This is a genomic window from Mastigocoleus testarum BC008, from assembly GCF_001456025.1.
Lineage (GTDB): Bacteria > Cyanobacteriota > Cyanobacteriia > Cyanobacteriales > Nostocaceae > Mastigocoleus > Mastigocoleus testarum.
On sequence record NZ_LMTZ01000102.1, the window covers coordinates 1 to 24,262 of the forward strand.

At 37.7% G+C, this 24,262-nt stretch carries 14 protein-coding genes and 1 pseudogene; 10 read left to right on the forward strand and 5 right to left on the reverse strand.

The window, feature by feature from the left end; all coding sequences use genetic code 11:
- The first annotated feature begins 466 nt into the window (after nucleotides 1–466).
- The 3 genes and pseudogenes from BC008_RS23660 to BC008_RS47595 all read left to right on the forward strand — a co-directional run bounded on the left by BC008_RS23660 (nucleotide 467) and on the right by BC008_RS47595 (nucleotide 5,055).
- Nucleotides 467–1,525, forward strand: a complete 1,059-nt coding sequence (locus tag BC008_RS23660) for a hypothetical protein (protein WP_027846695.1) — start codon at nucleotides 467–469, stop codon at nucleotides 1,523–1,525.
- Between the two features lie 41 nt (nucleotides 1,526–1,566).
- On the forward strand, nucleotides 1,567–3,558 hold the full coding sequence (locus BC008_RS23665) for an Hsp70 family protein (RefSeq protein ID WP_235595920.1): 1,992 nt from the start codon (nucleotides 1,567–1,569) through the stop codon (nucleotides 3,556–3,558).
- Nucleotides 3,543–5,055: pseudogene (locus BC008_RS47595) on the forward strand (tetratricopeptide repeat protein). Before BC008_RS23665 ends, BC008_RS47595 begins: the two are co-directional and overlap by 16 nt.
- 35 nt (nucleotides 5,056–5,090) lie before the next feature.
- Here the strand turns inward: BC008_RS47595 and BC008_RS23680 are convergent.
- Nucleotides 5,091–5,297: a hypothetical protein gene (locus BC008_RS23680; RefSeq protein WP_058183922.1), complete on the reverse strand. Its 207-nt coding sequence runs from the start codon at nucleotides 5,295–5,297 to the stop codon at nucleotides 5,091–5,093.
- A 439-nt stretch (nucleotides 5,298–5,736) separates the two neighbouring features.
- Here BC008_RS23680 and BC008_RS23685 point away from each other — a divergent pair, with 439 nt between their 5' ends.
- The 4 genes from BC008_RS23685 to BC008_RS23700 all read left to right on the forward strand — a co-directional run bounded on the left by BC008_RS23685 (nucleotide 5,737) and on the right by BC008_RS23700 (nucleotide 12,351).
- Nucleotides 5,737–9,852, forward strand: coding sequence for a chemotaxis protein CheB (locus BC008_RS23685; protein WP_201026165.1), 4,116 nt, complete (start codon nucleotides 5,737–5,739; stop codon nucleotides 9,850–9,852).
- A gap of 247 nt (nucleotides 9,853–10,099) precedes the next feature.
- A complete protein-coding gene (locus BC008_RS23690; RefSeq protein WP_027846899.1) occupies nucleotides 10,100–10,504 on the forward strand; it encodes an ExbD/TolR family protein in 405 nt (134 codons plus the stop codon).
- A gap of 209 nt (nucleotides 10,505–10,713) precedes the next feature.
- On the forward strand, nucleotides 10,714–10,917 hold the full coding sequence (locus BC008_RS23695; protein ID WP_027846900.1) for a hypothetical protein: 204 nt from the start codon (nucleotides 10,714–10,716) through the stop codon (nucleotides 10,915–10,917).
- Nucleotides 10,918–11,799: 882 nt separating this feature from the next.
- A complete protein-coding gene (locus BC008_RS23700; protein WP_027846901.1) occupies nucleotides 11,800–12,351 on the forward strand; it encodes a methylmalonic aciduria and homocystinuria type D protein in 552 nt (183 codons plus the stop codon).
- A 238-nt stretch (nucleotides 12,352–12,589) separates the two neighbouring features.
- On the opposite strand, the gene BC008_RS23705 is transcribed toward BC008_RS23700, so the two are convergent.
- On the reverse strand, nucleotides 12,590–13,660 hold the full coding sequence (locus BC008_RS23705) for a potassium channel family protein (RefSeq protein WP_027846844.1): 1,071 nt from the start codon (nucleotides 13,658–13,660) through the stop codon (nucleotides 12,590–12,592).
- Nucleotides 13,661–13,810: 150 nt separating this feature from the next.
- Between BC008_RS23705 and BC008_RS23710 the strand changes: the two genes are divergently transcribed.
- Nucleotides 13,811–15,082, forward strand: coding sequence for an aspartate aminotransferase family protein (locus BC008_RS23710; RefSeq protein ID WP_027846845.1), 1,272 nt, complete (start codon nucleotides 13,811–13,813; stop codon nucleotides 15,080–15,082).
- Nucleotides 15,083–15,403: 321 nt separating this feature from the next.
- On the opposite strand, the gene BC008_RS23715 is transcribed toward BC008_RS23710, so the two are convergent.
- Nucleotides 15,404–16,681, reverse strand: coding sequence for a DJ-1/PfpI family protein (locus BC008_RS23715; protein ID WP_036267114.1), 1,278 nt, complete (start codon nucleotides 16,679–16,681; stop codon nucleotides 15,404–15,406).
- Nucleotides 16,682–17,021: 340 nt separating this feature from the next.
- Complete coding sequence (locus BC008_RS23720; protein ID WP_058183935.1) at nucleotides 17,022–17,864, reverse strand: HalD/BesD family halogenase; 843 nt, start codon at nucleotides 17,862–17,864, stop codon at nucleotides 17,022–17,024.
- Nucleotides 17,865–18,046: 182 nt separating this feature from the next.
- Between BC008_RS23720 and BC008_RS23725 the strand changes: the two genes are divergently transcribed.
- A complete protein-coding gene (locus BC008_RS23725; RefSeq protein ID WP_027845245.1) occupies nucleotides 18,047–19,792 on the forward strand; it encodes a choline/carnitine O-acyltransferase in 1,746 nt (581 codons plus the stop codon).
- A gap of 577 nt (nucleotides 19,793–20,369) precedes the next feature.
- Entirely contained in the window at nucleotides 20,370–21,773 is a 1,404-nt protein-coding gene (locus BC008_RS23730; protein ID WP_058183924.1) for an NCS2 family permease, read from the forward strand.
- Between the two features lie 314 nt (nucleotides 21,774–22,087).
- Here BC008_RS23730 and BC008_RS23735 read toward each other — a convergent pair whose 3' ends face one another.
- Nucleotides 22,088–23,425 carry a pentapeptide repeat-containing protein gene (locus tag BC008_RS23735; protein ID WP_036267121.1) on the reverse strand — a complete coding sequence of 446 codons (1,338 nt, stop codon included), beginning with the start codon at nucleotides 23,423–23,425 and terminating at the stop codon, nucleotides 22,088–22,090.
- Nucleotides 23,426–24,262 lie beyond the last annotated feature (837 nt).

Genomic DNA, 24,262 nt, shown 5'->3' on the forward strand with positions numbered 1-24,262 from the left:
AGTCGCTCAAATGAAGCGTCAGAAACGTGTTGCTTGCCCGCACGCTAATGCGTGAACAGCCGTAGGCGGCAACGCGTAGTTCATTTATTGGGAAAACTTACTTTGAGATACATTCTCATCGTAATGGTAGAAAAACTTATGTATCTGGAACTACAAGTATAAAAATTTCAGAAAAAAGTAATAGTTTAACGATAGGAATTTATACAATTTTTGCTCAAAGTATCGAATCATTAACTGATATTACCCGATTATCATATTTGTTTCCCGTTGGTGTGATTTTAAACCTTCCGATTCCGTAAAATTTAAATAAGCCTAGCTAAAATGTACTTTTGAGATAAAGTTCCAGATCAAATAAAAAAGCTAAATTTAAAAACTAAATTTAAAAACTAAATTAAAAAAACTGCTAAGGTCAGATATAGGCTGGTGTAATATTGCCTGAAATAGTGGGATAATTTGATTTTTTGTTATGAGAACTCTCATATCACATTACCAAGATACGAAGGAAAAACTTAAGTCTCGGTTGGAAGCAGCGGATACGATTGAGGAAATAGTTAAAGTTACTCAAAGTGAAATTAATTCTCTGACAGATTTTAACAGTGAATATATTAAAGGATTAACTCCGCCACAGGCACGCCTGGCAAAAACAATGCTAAGGTCCTTGTATGAGAATATTGGTATGTTGCGAGCGGTCAAGCTACAAAATTCCGCCCCATCAAAGGATATTGCAAAAAAAACTTTTTCTGGAGTCGATTTGGGTCAAATAGCATCCAATAGTTTATCTCCTCTAAAAAAAATTGCTGAAACACAAAAAAATTTCAACAATTTGACATCACCAGATTACTATAAGCAGGCATTACTACAACCGCTACGAACTAACCGTGTAGTAGCTAGTAGCTTAGTAGCAGCTGGTTTAGCTGGAACGTTGGAAGGTGGTTTATCTTGGGGGTTACTTGGAGCAATTATAGGTGGAATAACCGGAGGAATGTTTGGAAAAGTTGTGGGGAAACAATCATCTTCTGAGGAAGCAGAGGATTTTTCTAAGTCCAATACCCCAAGTCTTCCCAGTGCAATTGCTGAACCAAAATTAGAAGTAGATATTAATTCGTTACTTTCCCAGCTATATCAAGCTTTTCAGTCGATAGACTTAAGTGTTGCGGCTTATGCAAACAGGAGTAAGGAAGAGAAAGTATCTTTACCCGGGTTAGAAAATAATCTTGATTTGTTGGAGTATTTACAGGAATTAATGGCGGATTGCTTGGATGAAGATATTCAACTTCCCATAAGCGTGCGTCGCAGAATCGAACAAGCAACAACGATTTTGAGACATCATGGCATAGAAGCTTTGGTTTATCAACACACAGGGGAATTACATGGGGATAGAGTAGACGATTTAATGTTTTATTTTGAACCCAGCATAGATCCAGAAGTTAAAGAATATATTACACTCAAGCATGCCCTAATTAAAGATGGTCGAGTGTTGTTACCGGGATGTGTGATTGAACCTGTATCCAATGGATTATCGTAAATTAAATGTTATTGTGGCTCGTTTGTAAATAAACTTGTTTAATGAAACTTAATAAAAAAGATAGCGACAACGTCATGCACGATTATCACAATACCAAAATTATCGGGTTCGATTTAGGGCACGGAGAAACTGGACTTACTTGGGTACGTGCAGATAATCAAGAAAATACTCCCCACAGTTTGCTAATTAATAATCGCAAAAGTCAAATTACTGCGATCGCAAATCATCCCCAACGTGGAATTATTATTGGGGATATGGCGTATCAGATTTCTGATGCGAGTGTTTTTGAAATTGCTTTTAAGAATAGACGTTTTGATAATTTCGACTATCAAAAAAATATTAAGGATTTTGTCAATGCAATCTATCAACATTTGCAGGAGACAAATCAAATTCAATTAAAGGAAAAGAATTACTTTTTTATTGGCTGTCCTTCTGGTTGGTGGAAGGAAGAAATTTCAACTTATCAACAAATTCTCTCTTCATGTTTGCCGAATTCTACAGTTGTTAAAGAGTCCCGTGCGGCTTTAATGCATGCGAAGGAAAGCGGGATTTTTACTATTCAGGAATTAGAAAAGTCTGTATTGGTCATAGATATTGGTTCTTCTACTACCGATTATACCTTGGTTAAGGGGATGTCAGATACCCCAATAGATTTTGGACATGATTTGGGTGCATCTTTAATTGAGAAGGAAATCCTCAAAAAAACTTTGGAATGTCATAGACAATATCGCCAAGGATGTGAAGAAATTATTCAATTGGAAAATTATCTAAGTGAAGAGGAAATTTGGCATTTAGAAGAAATTGAAAAGCTAGAAAAGATTTTTCAGCAAAGTCCATTATACAAAAATCGTTGTGAACTCCGCTGTCGTAAAGCGAAAGAAGAATATTTTACCTATGAGGATGCTTACGAGCATAATATCGTTAATGTTGGGACCGAAGATATTCAAAGGAAATTTAAATTTGTCCCTCTAGTAAATGGAAAAATTATTGATGCTATTCTCAACCAACCTTTACCTGAGTTAGATCATAAAAGTTGGCGTCGGGATTTTGGCGATCAATTAGAGGTTGTCAAACAAAAGTTAGAGGAACAAAACATTCAACCGAGTGCTATTTTGCTCACTGGAAGTGCTTCCAAGATGGCGTTTGTCGGGGAAATGTGTGGAAAAATATTCCCTGACTTACCTTGTAAGCGGGACGGAGAACCGGAATTATGTATTGCTCGGGGACTTTCGCGCTGGGGAAGGGTATATCTTCGCACCTCTTATTTTATGGAGGAAATCAGTCAATTTTTAGATAACGAGCTATCTGGGATTGTGGGAGATTGCATTCCTGAGTTTGTAGATCAATTAGCCGCAGAATTAGCTAATGAGTTGGTGGAAGAAGTTATCAAACCAACAGTAAAATTATGGCGCGATCGCGAAATTTTTACTCTTAAAGCACTGGAGTCAAAAATTGAGCGCAAAGCAAAAGCTTGGTTAACGGGAAGTGATGCAAATAGTAAAATTGCTAGTTGCTTGGTTGATTGGTTATCAACGGTTCAAGAAGAAGTACGTTTAAAAACAGATGGAATTTCTACTAAATACGGTTTACCTTTGGGAACTTTAGGGGAAAAAAGTATTGATTTTGGCGATCGCACGGAAAAAATTCCCACATCAATATCATTTGAGGATCTCAGTGGACTTTCTGTGTTTATGGGACATTTAGTAGCTTTGATTGTTGGGGTTGTTTTAGCCGGATTATTCCATATTCTGCTGTTTGCGGGAATTATTGCGCCAATTGTTGGGATAATTATGTACTTTGTTGGTGAATCTGTTGTCAAAGAACAAGATATTCCTGCTTGGGTGCGTAAGTTAGTTTCTGATAAAAGAATTGAAGATATGGCTCGTCAAAAACAGCCGGAATTACAACAGAAAATCCAAGAAACTTTAATTAAAGACCCAACAATTTCTATTAAGTTAGCTAATTCAATTAGCGAGTGGTTGAAAGAAACCGTTCAAGAACAAGCAGATAAAGCAAGATTGTTGATTACCTAAAAATTGGTAAAACCGAGTTAGCAATACAGTACGCAAACCGATATGAAAATTATTATCCTGGGGGTATTTGCTGGTTAAATGTTAGGGACGGAAATGTAGCGACGGAAATTATTCAATTTATCCAAGAGCAGATGGGATTAGAAGTTCCCCAACAAGATGCTCGAGAAAAACCACTGACTTTGGAGCAACAAGTTGCTTGGTGTTGGCTGAATTGGAGACCACCAGAAGGTTCAGTGTTAGTAATATTAGATGATGTTACCGAATACAAAGATATAAAACAACTATTACCAAGAACTAATAATGAACGTTTTAAGTTATTAATCACAACTCGTCAGCGACGTTTATGTCACTAGCTCAGATATAAAATTATTCAAGAATCCTATTCCCCAACTGACAGAAATAGCAGAAAAACATCTTGATGCAGTCGACGACAAAAATTTAATTTGGGTTTTTGTTAGTTTAAGTAGATTTTACGAAGGACAAGGCTTATATACATTAGCAGAACTTTGGAATAAGCAATGCGTAGAAGTATTAGAATTCCGTTCAGGGAAAAATCATCCCAACTATGCAACTAGCTTGAACAATTTAGCATTCCTGTACGATAGCCAAGGAAGGTACACAGAAGCCGAACCCATCTATCAACAAGCCCTTGAGATGAGAAAGCGGCTGTTTGACGGCGATCATCCGGATGTGGCACAAAGCTTGAACAATTTAGCAGCACTGTACGATAGCCAAGGAAGGTACACAGAAGCCGAACCTATCTATCAACAAGCCCTTGAGATGACAAAGCGGCTGTTTGAGGGGGACCATCCCAATGTGGCAACTAGCCTGAACAATTTAGCACTCCTGTATAAAAGCCAAGGAAGGTACACAGAAGCCGAACATATCTATCAACAAGCCCTTGAGATGACAAAGCGGCTGCTTGAGGGGGACCATCCCAACTATGCAACTAGCTTGAACAATTTAGCACTCCTGTACGATAGCCAAGGAAGATACACAGAAGCCGAACCCATCTATCAACAAGCCCTTGAGATGACAAAGCGGCTGTTTGAGAGCGACCATCCCAATGTGGCAACTGGCTTGAACAATTTAGCAGCACTGTACGATAGCCAAGGAAGGTACACAGAAGCCGAACCTATCTATCAACAAGCCCTTGAGATGAGAAAGCGGCTGTTTGAGGGTGACCATCCGGATGTGGCACTAAGCTTGAACAATTTAGCATACCTGTACGAAAGCCAAGGAAAGTACACAGAAGCCGAACCTATCTATCAACAAGCCCTTGAGATGACAAAGCGGCTGTTTGACGGCGACCATCCGGATGTGGCACTAAGCTTGAACAATTTAGCAGCACTGTACAAAAGCCAAGGAAGGTACACAGAAGCCGAACCTATCTATCAACAAGCCCTTGAGATTTTTGAACGATGTTTAGAAACGGAACACCCATATACTATTACTGTTCGGAATAATCTTGAAATGCTTAGTGAAATGGGTGAATGAAGAATTTTGTAGTTAAACCAGACTGCACCTATTAATTAATCCTTATTTTTTATTTCCAGGGGGGAAGTATCTCCAGTTCCGTGGAAGTGTGGATGTAAACGAACTTCAATTCCATTTTCACTCCTCACCACACGAAGTCCCAACATGCGCACGATTCGGGTAGTTGCAAAAACAACAAATATCAATGCGATAAAGATATTCGCCTTTCTCATTGTGGATTTTCTATTGGAAGATTGGTTCATTTTTGATATATCTTGTTAGTTTATCTAAACTGCTGAACATCCCGTTACTCTACAGGAGGGATGAAGGGAGGTTAAATATTGAATTTATAAACACCTTCTAAGCCATTAGCCTAAACTAGTGGTTGCAAACAAAAACTTTTAAACTTTTCTAATTACCCCCAAATTTTTCCCCTCAAGCTTGCGTCTTTTGATAGCTTATTAACTATTCGCTGGGATGAAATAAAAAGTATTATTAACTAAATATTATATAAGTAATCCTAAATAGTGAGGGCTTGCTTTCAAAAAATTATTCTTTCGTCCATCCAGTACGCTAACTTTGACAGCTTTATCTCAAAAGAGATACGGCTTCATAAGGCGGACATTAAGCATGAATATATTATATATTTGTGCATTTTTCTGCCCAGGAGGTTCTCACACACAAAATTAAAGAATAAGTCCGATGACTCAACCATCTTCAGATTCTAATACTTTCTATATTATCGGTATCGGTGCTTCTGCCGGTGGAGTACAAGCATTAGAGGCATTTTTTCGTAGCTTACCCGATAAACCTGGCGCTGCTTTTGTGGTGGTACAACACCTGTCTCCCAACTTCAGAAGTATGATGACAGAAATTATTCAACGACAAACCAAAATGCCTGTCTATCAGATTAAAGATGGGATTAGTGTCGAGCCGAGTAAGGTTTATGTGCTACCACCAGGAAAACTTTTAGTCGCTGAAAATGGTCGATTACGTCTCCAAGAAAGAACAAATTCTTTTGATTATCCAATAGATAAGTTTTTTAAATCTATCGCTCAGGAATGGGGAGAACATACAGTCGTAATTGTACTATCCGGAACCGGAAGTGATGGAACAGAAGGACTAAAAGCAATCAGTCAAGTTGGAGGTATAGCTCTGGTACAGTCACCAGAGACAGCCCAATTTACTAGTATGCCTAATAGCGCTATTCCTTCTGGATTAGTAGATGAAATTCTTTCCCCCGAACAACTGGCTCAAACTGTTTACGATCTAGTTCGTTTTTCGGAAAATAATCCTTCTTATTCTTTTCAAGACGCTAGTTTAATTGACCCAGAACAGTTACAGCGCATTTTAGACATTCTTGCAGAAAAGGAGGAAATAGATTTCTCCCATTATAAGGTTAATACCCTTGCCCGTCGCATTAATCATCGTAGTTCCTTAACTCGCAGTGAAAGCTTAGAAAACTATATTCGTCGCCTTGAAGAATCAGAAGAAGAACAAAAACTCTTGCGTCAGGATCTACTTATCGGTGCTACTTGCTTCTTTCGCGATCGCCAAGCCTGGGAGCATATTGAAAAACGAGTACTACCCCAACTAATAGCCGATCTGGAACCACAGCAACAATTAAGAATTTGGGTATCGGCTTGCGCAACCGGGGAAGAAGCTTACACAATGGCAATACTTGTTAATGAGGCGATTGAGAAAAGTAAGAAATCCATCCAAGTGAAAATTTTTGCTACCGATTTGGATACCAATGCTTTGGAAGTAGCCGCTAGAGGTGTTTACCCCGATACTATTGTTAACGATATATCCCCAGAAATTTTAGAAAAATATTTTACTTTTAATACGGAGCATTTTCAGGTCAAACGCTTTTTGCGAGAAATGTTAATTATTGCACCCCACGACCTGACAAAAAATGCTGGTTTTTCGAAGATGCACTTGGTCAGTTGCCGAAATGTGCTAATTTATATGCAACCTCATCTCCAACAACAGGTTTTGCGGCTACTGCATTTCGCTCTGGCTCCCCAAGGAGTTTTATTCTTAGGAAGTTCCGAAACACTAGGAGATCTCAAAGAAGAGTTTGTAGGTTCAGAACCGAAGTGGAAAATTTATCGTAAACGTCGGGATATTCCCTTATCTCAAGCGCCGATCACCCGTCAGACACTAGTGACTCCAATTCATTCTACTATCCGCTCGAAAGCAAGAAAAAATCAATTCGACAGAGTCTTGGGGGATGTGTTCAGGTACTGCTTGGGAGAACGAGAACTAAGTTGCTTGCTGGTTAATCGAGATAATCAACTGATAAGAGTATTTTATAATAATGCAAATTTACTAGAGTATCCAGTCGGTGAAGCCGTATTAGATGTTACAGAAATAATTCATCCAAATTTAAAATTACCCTTATCTACAGCCTTAAATCGGGCAAAACGGGATCAAGAACCGGTCCTTTATACTGGTATAAAACTCAATCGAGATGGGAACGAAGAAAATGTTACGTTAAAAGTAGGACACGATATGAACGGTCGCGTAGTAGAAGATTACCTGATCGTAGTGTTGGAAGTTGAAACCCAATCATCCACACCCAACGTAGCCGCTTTACGCTTTGAAGTAGATGCAGAAGCAGCCCAACAAATTACAGAACTCGAATACGAACTGCAACAAACCCGAGAAAATCTGCAAGTAACAATCGAAGAACTAGAAACAACTAACGAAGAACAGCAAGCAACCAACGAAGAACTTCTCGCTTCCAACGAAGAACTGCAAAGTACGAACGAAGAACTTCAGTCAGTTAATGAAGAATTATACACGGTCAACGCCGAGTATCAATCAAAAATTCAAGAGCTAACCCAGCTCAATAACGACATCGATAATTTACTTCGCAGTACTGATATCGGCGTAGTGTTTCTTGATCGCAACCTTAATATTCGCAAATTTACACCTGCTGCGACCCGCGCCATTAACATTAGAACTTCTGATATTAATCGTCCCCTCGCTCACTTCACCCATAACCTAGATCGCTCAAATCTAGTTGAAGTTCTTCAAGAAGTACTCGATACAGAACAAGCAATTGAAACAGAAGTCAGTATTCCCTCAACCGGAGAGAAGTTATTAATGCGAGTTAACCTCTACTTACGGGATAATAGTAGTAACGATGGGGTTGTACTGACATTTGTAAATATTGATGAACTCAAGAAGGTACAGGAAGAACTTCATCAAGCAAATGCCCTGTTAGAAAATTTATATGCAACTAGTCCCGTAGGTTTGAGTTTGCACGACCAAAACCTGAAATATTTGCGCGTAAACAAAGCCTTAGCGGATATTAATGGTTTATCTATCGAAGAACATATCGGCAAAACCGTCATAGATACATTATCTGATTTAGCCCAGAGTATAGAATCCAGTCTGCGCGAAGTAATTAGAAATGGCAAAGCGATTTGCGATGTTGAAATCGAAGGTACAACTCCAGATAAACCGGATGTGGGAAGATGTTGGACAGCTAGTTATTATCCAGTAAACTTAGTTAATGGTGATCGGGGAGTTGGAACAGTAGTAACCGATATTACCGAACGCAAGCGGATTCAAGAAGAACTCCTACGTAAAAATCAAGCCTTAGAAGATGCGATCGCAGTTGCTCAAGCAGCAGACTCAGCAAACCAAGCCAAAAGTGAATTTTTGGCAAATATAAGTCATGAAATCCGCACCCCGATGAATGCAATTTTGGGTGTGAGTCAGTTATTGCTGCGTACCGAATTAGATTCCAGACAACGTCATCTACTAGGAAGACTTAGAGTCAACGGAGAAAAATTACTAGCAATAATTAGTGATATTCTCGATTTATCGAAAATTGAAGCCAGAGAACTACGACTAAAATCCGAGGAATTTGATTTAGATATTTTGGTAGAAAACTTAATTAATATGTTCCTCACTCAAGCAGAGGAAAAGGGATTAAAGTTAATAAGTGAAATCTCATCCAATGTTCCACGCAAACTAATTGGCGATGATTTTCGACTCCAGCAGGTTTTGAGTAATTTGCTTGGAAACGCAATTAAATTTACTGAAACGGGACAAATTGCAATTACAATCTCGCCGGAAGGGGAGTCTAATTATTCCTCGGAAAATCCACCTCAATCTTCAGTTAAATTACGCTTCAGCGTCCAAGATACAGGAATTGGTATTCCTTCAGACCAGCAAGAAAACCTGTTTCGACCGTTTACCCAAGTTGATGGTTCTACAACGCGCAGATATGGAGGTACTGGTTTAGGTTTAACCATTTCCAGGCGGATCATAGAGCTAATGCAAGGAAAAATAGGATTTGAAAGCAAACTGGGTGAGGGTTCTACTTTTTGGTTTACAGTTACGTTTAATTATAAACAGCAAGAATTTCCTAGCCCGGAACAAAATCTTTCACTAACAGATAAACCTCCCGTTGCAGAAAAAGGTTTGAGAATACTTGTGGTAGAAGATTATGAAGACAACCGTGATGTTGTTGTATTCATGTTGCAAGATTTAGGTTATGAAGTTGATGCAGTCGAAAACGGTCAACAAGCACTAGAAAGATTGGAACAACTGGACTATGGTATTGTTTTCATGGATTGCCAAATGCCAATCATGGATGGTTATGAAGCCACTCAGCTTTTACGTCAAAGAGAAGCGGAGCAAGATTGTCATACCATAGTGATTGGCTTGACAGCTAATGCGATGTCTGAAGACAGAGACAAATGTTTAGCTGCAGGTATGGATGACTACCTAAGTAAACCTGTGACTATAGAAGACTTAGATCGGATGTTAAAGAAATGGTCTGCGGTGTCTGGTGGATAGTTATTGGTGATGGGTAATGGGTAATGGGTAATGGGTAATTGGTAATGGGTTTAAAAATTTTCCCTTCCCCGATTTACTCTTCTCTTGACTCATTGCTTCTGTCTCCTGTTAGCAAAGCGGTACGCTACTGCGCACAGTCCTGTCTCCTAACTCATATCTCCCCACTTCTATCTCCCGACTTCTGTCTCCTGACTTCTGCTATAAAATAAACTCTGGTAAGTCAAATGATAAAAAGGAGACATAGTAAATGCGGTTACCAGAAGAGCCAGATTTACCGCCACAAATCAATATTGTGCCGATGATAGACGTCATCTTTGCAATTCTCACATTCTTTATTTTATCTTCTCTATTTTTAACTCGCCTGGAAGGAATACCAGTTAACTTACCAAAAGCAGGGACAGCGGAAAAACAAACAGCCGAACCTTTAACAATAACTGTAGATCCTAAAGGTAATATCAGCTTAAATCGTAAATCAACTAACCTTGATGAGCTAACACAACAAATGCGCCAACTTGCACTTGCAAATGGAGAACAACTAGTAGTTGTAAACGCAGATGAAAAAGTGAGTCACGGTAGAGTCATAGCAATTATGGATCGATTACGTCAAATTAAAGGAGTCAAATTAGCAATTGCAACTGAACGTCCAAATTAGTGGCGATTTAATAAATTAAATGATAAAAAATTAGTTAATAATAAATCTTAACTTTTACCAAATACTAAAGTCCTTCAGCTTATGGCTTTCGTAGTATTGTGTAAATTATAGATAGTTCAAGCTAGTTCGAATAACTGTGAATTCGAATAATTGTGAATTTGAAGAAATGTGAATTTGAAGAACTATGATTTTTTTGGAGGTATTGGGTAATGATTTGGGTTAACGAACAAATAGATCCATCCGGTATGATTCATGCTTGTATTGCTTGCTATAACGAGTCTCAGGCAAAAGATTGCCATGAATCTTTCAAGCAAAATCTAACTGATACACAAAAACACGCCGGTTGGATAGCCAGAATCAGAACTGTTGAATCTTGGGATGACGTACCTGTGAATGCTTTAAAATTGAGCTAATTTACCACTTTGAAAAGTAAACTAATATTGCGAAGGGCGCGAGTATTTTGTAGTATACTTTAGCCAATAATTATTAATTATGCTCGCGCTTTTATATCAAAAATTTGATGTTACAACTGACAGCAAGTAGCTGTTTTTTTAAAACAAAAATAAACCATAACTGCGATCATTTGTAACAGATACAATGCTACGTAATTAGGTTAGTAGGTTGACGAACGCTGGGGTATATAAATCATTAGTAAATCTTTGTTGACCTTCCTTGTAGCAGTGTTTGAGCATCGCCACAGGTTATATTTCTACTTTTAAGTTTTGCTAGCAAAGCTATTTCGACTTTTGCTGTGCTTAAGCGCCACAATATCTATAGCTCTGCCCTACCAACGGGTCAGGGTAAGCTAGAGCCCACGACACCGGTGGAGGAACCTCTAGCGTCTAGCCCCACCTGCTGCTTACGGATCCGCTAATGATTTGTGCCTAGTGCTATATCTTGTTCCATTTATCTAACATAAAGAAGTTTTATTATTTACAGTAATGTAAGACTGCTGTAACATTTAATAGTAATAATTTTCAGGCAAAACCTTGAACTAGTAAGATAAGAAATCTCTTATCAACTAAAGGTAATACAGTTTTAATACAAATAACCGAGTTCCATTTCTCTCTTCTCTACATCTCTTATTTACACTAACTAAAAGATAAATTTTGCTAGTAATAACAATAGATTTCTTAAAAAAAAATTAAATTACTAGCTTTTTAACAATGATTTAATATTCAATTAAGTGAAGCTTAATTTTTTTCTTGAAAATTGATGAGTTTAATTAAAGTTTAAGAGTTATCATCAATAGCAGAGATGATATTAAAACACTTGAAAAATATAATAAATTATTAGTGACTTACTCTACTGCTTACACATCTTCAGGGAACTATCCTATTAATCTAGTTGACCAAACTGGAAAAGGAATCGAAATTTCTATTCATGCTCCTAGCTCGTATATCTGTGTTAATCGCGAGCGGATATTACCGGAATGGAAAAACAAATTTTGCTTTTGGGTAGTTCTCGTATTGCAAAATTCTCGCTGTCAGTTATTTAAAACAACAACGGAGATAGAAGCTGAGAAAGAACGTCTCAGAGAAAAGTTTATGCGTTTTGGGTTTGACCTTGCGTTTAACTTGCGCGATCGCAGTTATGTGACAGATTTAATCGATCCGCGTACTGGTTATCCACTGTTTTCCCGTCCGGGAAGAATCCCTCATGACGATACAGCAGCAGTACAAGCTTTGCTTGGTTATGATGTAATAAAAAATAAGTGTAGGGTGATAATTCATCCCAAGTGGCGAACAGCTGTGTATCCTAGTGTCTTAATCTCCCAAGCACCGCCAGTAATTATGGAATGGTCAATTAAAAGTATCGCACCCATGCACGGATGGGAAGAAATTTAGTTATCAGTTAACAGTTAACAGTTTATGACTAACGCCACGCCCTACGGGCTACAGTTACTCATTACTGTGCGCTGTGTACACTTGTGTCCCGCTAGACCGCGCACGCTTTGCTAACAGTTTATGGCTAACGCCACCCACGCCCTACGGGCTACAGTTACTCATTACTCATTACTCATTACTCATTACTCATTACTCATTACTCATTACTCATTACTCATTACTTATTACTTGTTATTTATTACTCATTACCCTTCCTCGGTTTGCGTAACCTACGAGAACCAATAGGTCCAAGCAGTTGATTGAGAGCACGCAACTGTTCGGCTGTACCCATGCAAATTAATAAATCTCCTGGCATTAAAACTGTATCACCTGTGGGTCCACCAATTAAAGTTCCACTTACTCGACGAATCGCAAGGACCAAAGCCCCTGTCTGCGTTCTTAATCTAGCTTTATACAAGGTTTGACCAACAAAGGGACACACAGCAGGATCGACTAAAAATTCTTCCATGTAAAGTTCTCGGTCAGTTCCAGAAATAATACCGTCAACAAAGTCCATAACTTGTGGTCGTAAAGCCGCTGCAGCCATTCTTCTACCACCGCTAATATAAGGAGAAATTACTACATCTGCACCACCGCGCTGTAATTTTTGCACAGCTTCTTCTGTACTAGCACGAGCGATCGCTCTAATTCGAGGAGTGAGTGTTTTTGCTGATAATACTATGTATAAATTTTCTGCATCTGAGGGTAGTGCGGCTACAATACAAGCAGCTTTTTCGATACCAACTTGCAATAGGGTCTCATCTAAAGTTGCATCACCTTGATAAATACAGTAACCTCGTTTCTGAGCTAACTGTACTGATTCTGGGTCTGAGTCGATCACAACAAACGCTACACCTTCAGCCATAAATTCTTTCGCAATCTGACGACCGGTGCGGCTGTACCCACATAGAATGTAATGTCCTGAAAGGGATTCCATCAAGCGCCTCTGTCTTTGTAGTTTAATTCCTTCTTGAAAATAACCTTGAATTAAAGCCTCGGTAAATCGATTAACAATATAACCAATAGTAATAATTCCCATTAAAATCAAGGCAATGGTAAATAATCGCCCCCGATGTCCCAAGGGTTGTGTTTCGCTAAAGCCGACGGTAGATAAAGTAATAACCGTCATGTAAATAGAATCTTCCCAACTCCAGCGTTCTACAAACCTATACCAAAGAGTACCAGTGAAGAATACGCCCACTAAGGCAATACTTCCCGCAGTTAATTCTCTTTGTATGCGACGATACTTTCTTCCGAGGGTAGAATACACGAGTTTTTTCTGTAACAGATACTCGTTTGAGAATAGTCTGATTTATAGTCTCAAAGAAAGTAAATTATGGTGCAAATTGAAAAGAAATTTTGCAATTACTTATTTCGGTTGGAAAATAGTTATATAGTAGAGGATTTTAGGAGTCAGGCTGTGAGTATTGAAACTCTGCCAGAACAAACTCAAATAAATTCAGCTTCCACGTTTGATAAAGATAGCTTCGACCAAAATGTAATGTCAACCTATGGGCGTTTTCCCATTGCTTTAGAGCGGGGTAGTGGTTCCCAAGTTTGGGACACCCAAGGGAAAGAATATCTTGATTTTGTTGCTGGAATTGCAACCTGTACTTTAGGACATGCTCACCCATCTTTAATTACTGCGGTCACAAAGCAAATTCAAAAGCTTCATCACGTCTCCAATTTATACTACATTCCGGAACAAGGAGAACTGGCACGTTGGTTAGTAGAACATTCCTGTGCTGACCGAGCATTCTTTTGTAATTCTGGGGCTGAAGCAAACGAAGCTGCAATAAAATTGGCTAGAAAGTACTCCCATACAGTATTAGAAATTGAAAAACCAATAATTCTTACTGCTAATGCAAGTTTTCACGGACGTACTTTAGCCACAATCACAGCCACAGGACAACCTAAATATCAGAAAAATTTTAATCCTTTAGTACCTGGATTCCACTACATACCTTATAACGATATTGAGGCTTTGGAAGCAGCAATTGGCGAACTTGATGAAGGGGATTATCGAGTTGGTGCAATTATGTTAGAACCATTACAGGGTGAGGGGGGAGTTAATCCAGGAAACCGAGCATATTTCCAAAGGGTAAGACAAATTTGTGATGAGATTGGAATTCTACTAATTTTTGATGAAGTTCAAGTAGGTATGGGACGTACCGGTAAACTCTGGGGTTATGAAAATCTCGGCGTGGAACCGGATGTGTTTACCAGCGCTAAAGGTTTGGGTGGGGGGATTCCCATCGGTGCAATGATGAGTAAAAAGTTTTGCGATGTACTCCAACCGGGAGAGCATGCTAGTACCTTTGGTGGTAACCCATTTGTTTGTGGGGTTGCAATGGCGGTTTGTCAAACAATTGAACGAGAAAATCTATTATCAAATGTTACTGCTAGGGGCGAACAATTACGCAGTGGTTTACAAGCGATCGCAGCCAAATATCCCCAACAAATTATCGATGTACGGGGTTGGGGTTTAATTAATGGGATGGAACTATCTCCGGATATTACCTTGAATGCGATTGATATTGTGAAAGCTGCAATGGAGGAAGGTTTATTATTGGTACCAGCAGGAAGCAAAGTAGTTAGATTTGTACCACCTTTGATTGTTACAGAGGCAGATGTAGATCGGGCATTACAAATACTATCTCAAGTAATGGCATCGGTGATGGAGGATTGCTGAGACTTACTGTGCTCGAGTCAGCTTACATCATAAAAATCAATGATATGCATAAATGCGTAGAGATGAACTACATTACATCTCTACGTTCTTTTTTATGTACGATCAACTATTACCAGTAATATCATGTCCGGTAAAACACTTACGATAAGGTTCGTAGTAGCGCTTGAGCACCAATATCTTTACTATGGCGCTAAAGCGCTACTACAAACATATTTTTTCATAAGTAATTAAGCGGACATGATATTACCAATTACCAATTACCAATTACCAATTACCAATTACCAATTACCAATTACCAATTACCAATTACCAATTACCAATTCACTCACCCATTACCGTTGTTTGTCTTCTGAATCGAGATATAGCCCAAATTACAGCTAAACTAAGCAAGCCAATTGATAACGGTTTTATTAGAATTAATGAGATAGGAAAATTTTTACCTTCAAGGTTGATAGAATCCAACGGGTATTCCACAGTTTTAGCGACAATCTCAGCCAAAAGTTTGTTTTCCTGTTGGGCTAAATCTTGTAAAACATTATCGAAGACAAATTTACTAGAATCTTTTGAGAAATCACTCAAATACTCCGATTCCAAATTATATGTATTTTTAGCCCAATTTTCTAACTTCAAATGGCTTTCTAGATTCAAATGGGTTTCCAAATCTAAATCAGATTGGTTATCTAATACTAGAATGCGATCTAACCTAGCTGCAGTAGTAAAATCAAAACGAGGAACTAATTTGAGTCCATACTGAGAATTAATTATCTTTCTTTCGGATGTAATTGGTATAGTTCTAGCAGCAAGAGAACGAGGATAGGTATCTAAAACAGCAGTCAGGTCAATCTCACCAATACCATCATCAAGAAAAACTCCGATATTTTGTTTATGCCATCCATAAGCACCAGTTAATAATAAAGCAATATCCTTGAATTTAAGACTGGGTGACTCAAATGTTGCTGAATCTGGAAATGGGTAATTTAAATTTTGAGCAACTTCCCTTGCAACATCTTTTCCGGATAGTTTTTCTAAGGTATGTAGGGAACCATTAATTGCTCCTGTAATTACTCCAGGACTAGTAACAACATTCCCATCTTCTAAATATTTAACATCTTTAACCCAGTTAGTATTGGGATACTGTTTTTTCAAAGAGCCTAACGCTAACCAATGGGTTGTAGCTTGGCGATTTTCTAGTAATCCAGTAGCAGCTAAAAGGCGCACTCCTTCACAGATTGAAAGAATAGTAGTTTTTTCATCATTATGCTGATTAATCCATTTAATTAATTCTGCATCTTGTGAATTATGAACTGCAGGGATAACAATTAAGTCAGGATTCTGTCCTATAGTTTTCTCAAACTCCGCCAAAGAAAAATCAGGAATAATATCTATTCCACCACCATTAGTTAAGGCAGATATTTGATGTTTTGGTGCTACAGTATAAACATTAAATTTATTAGAAGCTGAAAATATTTCATATGGTACTAGTAAATCTGTTGTTTCTGTACCTCCATTGGAGACTAAGATAACAGCAGTTTGCTTATTTGGGTCGTAGTCCGGAGAGTTAATCCCATCAAGTGGAAAGTATTCCGGATTTCCATGCATCAAATCAGAAAATGAAATTAAGAGCCCTGAAAAACCTATTATTAAGGGTATTAAGATAAAAGCTAGGATATAAGAAATTATTTTGAAAATAAATGACTTAATATTCATTTTTATTCTAAATTAAATTTGCTTAGTCTATGCAAACAATTAACAAAATAAATAGTCAATCTAATTACTTCACTCGATATAATAACTTCCCTCATTTAGGAAATAGATAACAGGAGAATGTCGCATAATATAGGGTCAACTGTTTCCATATTTGCGATCATTATAATTCGATTATTATAATTTTTATTTCTCCTGTCTACTATCTCTTTAAATTATAGATAATTTCTAAATATTATTTTTGCTCATGCTCTGAAGTTGTTTGACCAAATAGTAATTTTGTATCTGTAATTTTTCCAATTACATTATTTTTTCTAGTATAAGAAAATATAGCTGTATGACGTTGGCGATCGCCAATAGTTTTAGTTACGCGATGTAACGAAGACTTACCATAAAATATTTGTAAGTCACCTGGTTGTAAATTAACTTTTTTTGTCCCTTCATAAGTTTCACTTAATACTTTACTAACCAAGGGAAAATTCTCATTGTTAGGCGTTCTAATATTGCGTGCATACTCAAAAATTCCACCATCTAAAGCTGGTTGTATCATTAAAACAATACTGAAATCATTTTCATCGTAATGCCACGGGTGCTGACAACCTGGAGGTAAAATATTGAGGACCATTCCTGCTAATGGGTCATCGTATTCATAAATTACTTTTGTTTTCAAACAAGTAGCAATAAATTGTTGAAAAATCTTTGCATGATACAGATTTAAAAATAAAGAATCTGGCGCAAATTTATTCTGAGGAACAAAAGCATTTGTTCTTTCCATGAAAAACCTTACTGGGTGGTCTAATGGTAAAGAAGGGTTGTCATCTGTTTTAAATGCATTGGTACGTCGTTTTGCATAATAGGCAGCAGGGGCTAATTTTTTTGATTCTTCTTGAGCATTAAATAACCCTTGAGTAGTTAAAAAGTTACTTAGGATACAACATCCTTGTTCTTGTAACTGTTGGCGACAATTATTGATTAAATCTATAGACTTTTTCTGAGATAAATCTGTAATGGGATAGTCGGAAAAATTAATGATTTCTTCAATCTTTAGTGGAGGGAAGGTGACTTTATTGCTAATCATTAAAGCTCTACTATTTTGACATTTTACTGGATTGCCCACAATGACTATTTGCTAGTCCATAAAGCAACGATAATCATAGCAGACAGAAATCATAAAATCACCGGATAGTGAAAGATTTTTTAGTACTAGAAATTATGGAAAAAATATTGCTAATGTTTGAAGGTACTGTTTAACCGTTGATAATGTACCAATTCCAAGATTCCCTTCCCAAACTTCCTTTACCTACACTAGATGCGACATGTAAACTCTATCTTGAGATAGTTGCGCCACTTTTAAGCGAGCAAGAATTGGAGCAAACTCGCAAAGCTGTGGAAGAATTTCAACAGGGAAGCGGTCAAAAATTACAAAAACAACTAGAAATCATCGCCCGTTCTACCGATACTAGTTACGTTCACGATTACCGAGAAGAAAGTTTTGCGGAATATCGCGGACCTCTAATGATTAACAAGAATTTTGGTGGTGTACTGACACCGGTTTCCAAGCCAGAATTACCCCAAGCTCGTTTAGCTGCAACTTGGATCGTTGATACTCTGAAATTTTATTTAAAAATTAAACACCGCGAATTGGAAGTAGATAGGGATTCTCCGCGCAACGGTAATCAGCCAATGTGCATGATTCAGTATGATAATTTGTTTGCTTGGGATCGAATTCCTGGTGTAAAACGCGATCGCATGCTTCACAGTCCAGAACGGGAAAATGTGGTGGTGATGCGTCACAATGCATTTTATTCCATACAACCACTAGAAGGAGATAAAATCAAAAGCGTCGCGGAAATAGAAGCTCAACTTAACTGGATTCTCGAAAATACCAAACCAGGAGAACCTGCGATCGGTGGGATGACAGCAATGAACAGAACCCCTTGGGCTGTTGTCCGTCAAGGTATTGCAGCTTCTGCAGACAAAAATGCCCAATCTTTGGGATTACTGGATAGTGCTTTATTTGTAATCTGTTTAGATGATACTGCACCAACAGATTGGGAAACAGCTTCCCAAAATATGTTGCATGGGGACGGATGTAACCGTTGGTTCGATAAACCTTTACAGTTAATTTTTACGGAAAATGGTTATTCTGGACTCAATGTCGAGCACGTTGGGATTGATGGTTTTGTTATTCTGCGTTATTTGTATGAGGTAAATAAGGAACGTAAGGAAAATAAGGGAGAAGCTAATAATGATGGTGATGCTTCTACTCCATTCGAAGTACCCACAAAATTACTGTGGGAATTGAATCCAGAACTTCTTGGAGAAATTAATCAAACTACAACAGAAATTAAAGATTTCGTTGCTCAACATGAGACCAAAGTATTGGATTTCCAGGATTTTGGGCGCAACTTTATTAAAAATAATCGTCTGAGTCCAGATGGTGTGGTGCAATTAGCAATGCAAATTGCTTATTTTCGCCTGCACAATAAAATTGCTTGTGTTTATGAATCCGTACATACTCGACGATTCCATTATGGACGCACTGAAGCAATGCGTTCCGTTACCCCCGAATCTATGGAACTGATTCGTACTTTTATTGAGGGTGATTCTGGAAAAGCAAAATATACAGCCCTAAAAAATGCTGTTAACGCCCATGTCTCTCGCCAGAAAGATTGTCAGCAAGGATACGGTGTAGATCGTCATTTTGCCGCACTTTTACGATTAGCACGCGCTCAAGGAATAACACCAAAATTATTCCAAGATAAAGCTTATACAGTATTGATTGAATCAGTAATTTGTACCAGTAGTTTAGCTGCAGGTATGGGTATAGATTTATTTTGTTTTGGTCAGGTAGTAGATAATGGTTACGGTTTGGGTTACATTATTAATCCGGAAAGCATTATTGTAAATGTTGTCAGCAAATATCAGCAGACAGGAGAATATATTGAATTATTAAGGCAGACTTTCTGCGATCTAAAAGAATTGATGGTTGAGTTTGCAGGATAAATTAAACTCAAAATAAAGCTTAAAGTTAAAGCAGATATATCCTCACCGTCTTTTTTGTTGCCTCATTTATTTTCTAGAATCTGTAGAGGGGTACTATGGTACGTCTCTACAAAGTATTTTTTGTATGTTTTAGATTTGTACAGCGCTATGTGCAAGTCACAGGGAAGGAAGAAGGAAGAGGGAAGAAGGTTTTATGAATGGATACGTTCATCGTAGATGCACTCAAAGCTTGTACTCCTCCCTTAGCGGATCCGTAGGTAGCGGCTCCGGATCGATCCGATCCGTAGGTAGCGCAGCTATAGGTAGCGCAGCTAGAGGCTATGACTAACGTCACGTTCCGARCTGCCGTCGCCGCAGGCTCTAGCTACAGCGTGACGTTAGTCATAACATTCTGGATCCTATAAGGAGTGGGCTTTCTACTCCGACACTGTAAATATAGTATTTACACTTAAGCAATTCGTATAATATATGCCGATAATTGTATTTAGTGAATATATAAATAAAGGAAAATATTAAGCATTATCACTTCTTGACAAATAGTGTACCAACTTAATTTGTCACCAATTATTTCAGGATAATGAAAAATTTTAATTACCTAAGATTTCAAGTTAGAAACATTAAAATCTTTTTTAAATTTGAAGATTTAGGAACAAATTACCCAACAGAAATATTGGCTGGTATAACAACGTTTATAACGCTAGCATATACCCTAGTCGTTACGCCTAATATTCTATCCCATGCCATCTTTTTATCTCAACCTGGTGATTTGTTTGAACAACTAGTGTTTGCTACAGCAATTGTTTCATGCATTTCTACTATTTTTGTCGGTTGTTTGGCAAACTATCCATTTGCACTAGCTCCTGGTATGGGCCTTAATTCTCTATTTGCTTTTTCTATAGTCTTAGATTTAAGGCTGGACTGGCGTCTAGCTTTATTAGCCGTTTTCATCCAGGGATTACTATTAATTGTTTTAAGTTTGAGTAACTTTCGAAACTATTTAATTGAAGCAATTCCTGTTTCTCTCAAACATGCAACTGTGGCTGGAATTGGTCTATTTATTGCCTATATTGCGGTATCTGGTAATCCAGAACCACCTATATTAGGAGCGGGACTGATCGTTTCGAGTGAAGCAACGAAAACAGCTTTAGGATCTTTGAAACACCCGGTTACACTGACGGCAATATTTGGAGTCATACTGACAATAGCTCTGACGGTGCGCCGCATTAAGGGAGGAATGCTATGGGGAGTTCTATTAACAGCCTTGCTGGGATGGATTCTTGGGGTTGCTCGATGGCCGCAGGGAATAATCGCTTTGCCTAATTGGCCAGTGGATTTATTTTGTCAGGCACTCACTGGATTCAAGTATTTCACACCAAAGCAGATTGGAAATTTTATTGCCGCAATATTTATCCTATTATTTGTCACTTTATTTGACAGTATTGGGGCAATGGTGGGATTAGGACAACAGGCAGGGATTACCGAGGGAGACGGGGAATTACCTCGTTCTGGTAGAACAATATTTGCACTCGCAGTTGGTACAATCATTGGCTCACTAGTAGGAATTTCTCCAGTTGCACCCTATCTAGAGTCTGCTGCGGGAATATCTGAAGGAGGGCGGAGTGGATTCTCTTCCCTAGTTGTAGCTGTACTGATGTTACTTTCGATTTTGTTTATTCCTCTGCTTTCAGCTGTCCCTAGCTTTGCGATCGCACCTGTACTGATTTTGGTAGGTGTATTAATGTTTGGGAAAAGCGTACGAGCCATTAATTGGGATGCTCAAGCAGATGCGATTTCGGCATTTTTAGTAATTCTGATGATGCCAATCACCTTTTCACTTGCAGATGGACTAGCCGTAGGCTTTATTTTCTATCCTTTAATTAAAGCTTTTCAGGGTAAAGCAAAAGAACTAAAGCTTCCTCTCGTGTTGATATCGACCTTTTCCCTACTATATTTTGTATTGATTACAATTCAAAAGACCTGAAGTTGTTAGAATTTACGCACTCATTACCTTAGTGCTTAGCGCAGCTAGAGCTTTTATGGTGGCGTCGGCATCACCGCAGGTAAAGTAGTTATAGCCTCTAGCTATAGGTATTGTGGAGCGTAAGTACGACAAAGGTAAAAAGTATATCATTTATAGGCTTCAGGATTCATCAATATCCCAACTTGAATACGCAAGGCTATATAACTAATAACTGTTAGCGGATCCGTAGGTAGCGCAGCTATAGCGTGCGCGACAGCGCATTAACTGATAACTGACAACTGAGGTATGGTAGATGCGCCATGGTTTATTGGGATTTAAACCCCACCATTAGCAACTTTGACTTGTTGTGATGTTAAATTTTTTGCCCCTTCCAAAATTGTCCCATCAAGTCTGACTTGATCGAGATTCGTGCAATTTAAATCTGCACCGATCAAATTAGCTGCACTCAGATTAGCTTCACATAGAATTGCATTATTCAGGTTTGCTCCCATTAAGTTTGCTCCATGTAAATCTGCTTCTCTCAAACTAGCCTCAGTTAAATTTGCAAAAAATACTTCTGTATATCGAAGCTTCGCAGCATTGAGATTTGCACCATTAAGATTTGCTCCATTCAAACTTGCTTGCTGCAAATTTGCACCAATTAAACCAGTTTTCTGCAGCTTTGCTTTGTCAATCTTTGCCCCTTGTAAGTTAGCTAAAAACAACTTTGCGCCATTAAAATTAGCTACTTTAAGGTTTGCTAGCTGCAAATTCGCCTTATACAAATTAGCACCTGCAAAATTCGCCTCCAGTAAGCTAGCCCCAGAAAGATTAGCTGAACGCAAGTTAGCCTGACAAAATATAGCCCGATTTAGATTTGCACCGCATAGATTAGCTTCGAGTAAATTACAAAATCGCAATTTTGCATCACACAAAATCGCCCCTGACAACTGAACTGACTCCAGATTAGAAGCACAAAGATCTGCATCTTTCAAGTTTGCTCCTTGCATGTTAGCCCCACGCAAGTCTAAATTTTGTAAATTTGCTCCTTGTAAATCAGCCCATCTCAGATCCGTGTTACGTAAATCCAGGTTTTGGTTTTTGCGGTCTTTATGGAAATCTCGTCTACCAATTACTGTTAAAGCAGCTTGAATATCAGTAGGAATTTTGGCTGTCTTGCGAGCATTTTCGCTATAATCTTGGCTTTTAGGGGAATTTTCCCGAATAAAAGCTGAAATAATCTCCATAACAGTCCAATATTCTTTCCGAGAATCTCGAGCAACTCTTTCTAAAATGTAAATTGCACCAGTGCGCGTCGCCACTTTTTCGTGACCCAACTGGGTAATTGCTGTCATTAATCGTTCGGCGATGGATTGCTCTCGAGCTAGATAAACATTTTTGATTTCAATTTCATTAGCTTTTTCAGTAGCTATGGCATTTTTCTCAGTTGCGTCTGACCGTTTTGCTACATAGTAGACATTCACGATCGCACCGAATCCAAGAAAAATAATTCCAGTTGTAGTCAGTCCTTGCATCCCATACTCGATTTTTTCCCGGTGGGATAATTCCTCATTTCCTGCAACAGCAAGACAGAGTAGAGTATAAAAGAAAGCAGATATAACTGATATGGCTACTAACTTTTTTTTGAGTGCGTCTGTCTTATGGGCAGACATATCAAAAGTATTCCTCACGACATAGAATTTTTACGGTAGGTGCTTTGTGTGGAGTATAACATTTGTCTCAGTAAATTGAATCGTTACTGACCTAATTTCCGGAATAAATATATTTGTTACTAACCATACCCCACATATATTGTGTTCCTATATTATCTGTCTACGTAATTGTAAGCAAATAATTTTTGGAGATTAATTATTTACTTAAATTGTGATATTGTGACTAGCCCCTGTAGCAGCAAAAAATATGAATATTATTAAATATTGTCTAATAAGATTATTCATTAAAATTTCTAACTCCTCCAATTCATCATAGATAAATTTGTATAACATAATTTAGCTACTTAATACTTTGCTCATTCTAAATTCACATCTATCTAAATTGCATCATATCTGCTTTACAAAAAACAGCGTATTTTATGGTTATCAGCTTTCATTTCCATATTTTGTAAGCTTATTGCATTAAAAAATGATTTTTAACTGTTTTACTTCATCTTATTATTAGTAATAAAATCTACTTTTGTTAATGCATATATGAAAAAATAGATAACTATACATAAATAATTTAAAATATATAAAATATTCAAAATAGTAAATATTATCAGTATTTTATTGAGACTTAATACCTTAAATTATTAGTTATTAAAATTTGCTGTTTATAACCCTTATCTAAAAGATATATTTTGTTTTATATAGATAAAAAATCTATGAATAATTTGGCTAAGATTAATATATTTTAAAATAAAAAACTACAATCAAATTAAGCAATTAATTGATTTAAAATGTTTTGTAAATCTATGTATTGTAAAATAGATGTATTTAGAATGTAGTAATAAA

Bases quoted from the DNA above. Each gene is read 5' to 3' on its own strand.
- BC008_RS23660 (WP_027846695.1), top strand. From the start codon at position 467: ATGAGAACTCTCATATCACATTACCAAGATACGAAGGAAAAACTTAAG.
- BC008_RS23665 (WP_235595920.1), top strand. From the start codon at position 1,567: ATGAAACTTAATAAAAAAGATAGCGACAACGTCATGCACGATTATCAC.
- BC008_RS23680 (WP_058183922.1), bottom strand. From the start codon at position 5,297: ATGAACCAATCTTCCAATAGAAAATCCACAATGAGAAAGGCGAATATC.
- BC008_RS23685 (WP_201026165.1), top strand. From the start codon at position 5,737: ATGACTCAACCATCTTCAGATTCTAATACTTTCTATATTATCGGTATC.
- BC008_RS23690 (WP_027846899.1), top strand. From the start codon at position 10,100: ATGCGGTTACCAGAAGAGCCAGATTTACCGCCACAAATCAATATTGTG.
- BC008_RS23695 (WP_027846900.1), top strand. From the start codon at position 10,714: ATGATTTGGGTTAACGAACAAATAGATCCATCCGGTATGATTCATGCT.
- BC008_RS23715 (WP_036267114.1), bottom strand. From the start codon at position 16,681: ATGCATGGAAATCCGGAATACTTTCCACTTGATGGGATTAACTCTCCG.
- BC008_RS23720 (WP_058183935.1), bottom strand. From the start codon at position 17,864: ATGATTAGCAATAAAGTCACCTTCCCTCCACTAAAGATTGAAGAAATC.
- BC008_RS23725 (WP_027845245.1), top strand. From the start codon at position 18,047: ATGTACCAATTCCAAGATTCCCTTCCCAAACTTCCTTTACCTACACTA.
- BC008_RS23730 (WP_058183924.1), top strand. From the start codon at position 20,370: ATGAAAAATTTTAATTACCTAAGATTTCAAGTTAGAAACATTAAAATC.
- BC008_RS23735 (WP_036267121.1), bottom strand. From the start codon at position 23,425: ATGTCTGCCCATAAGACAGACGCACTCAAAAAAAAGTTAGTAGCCATA.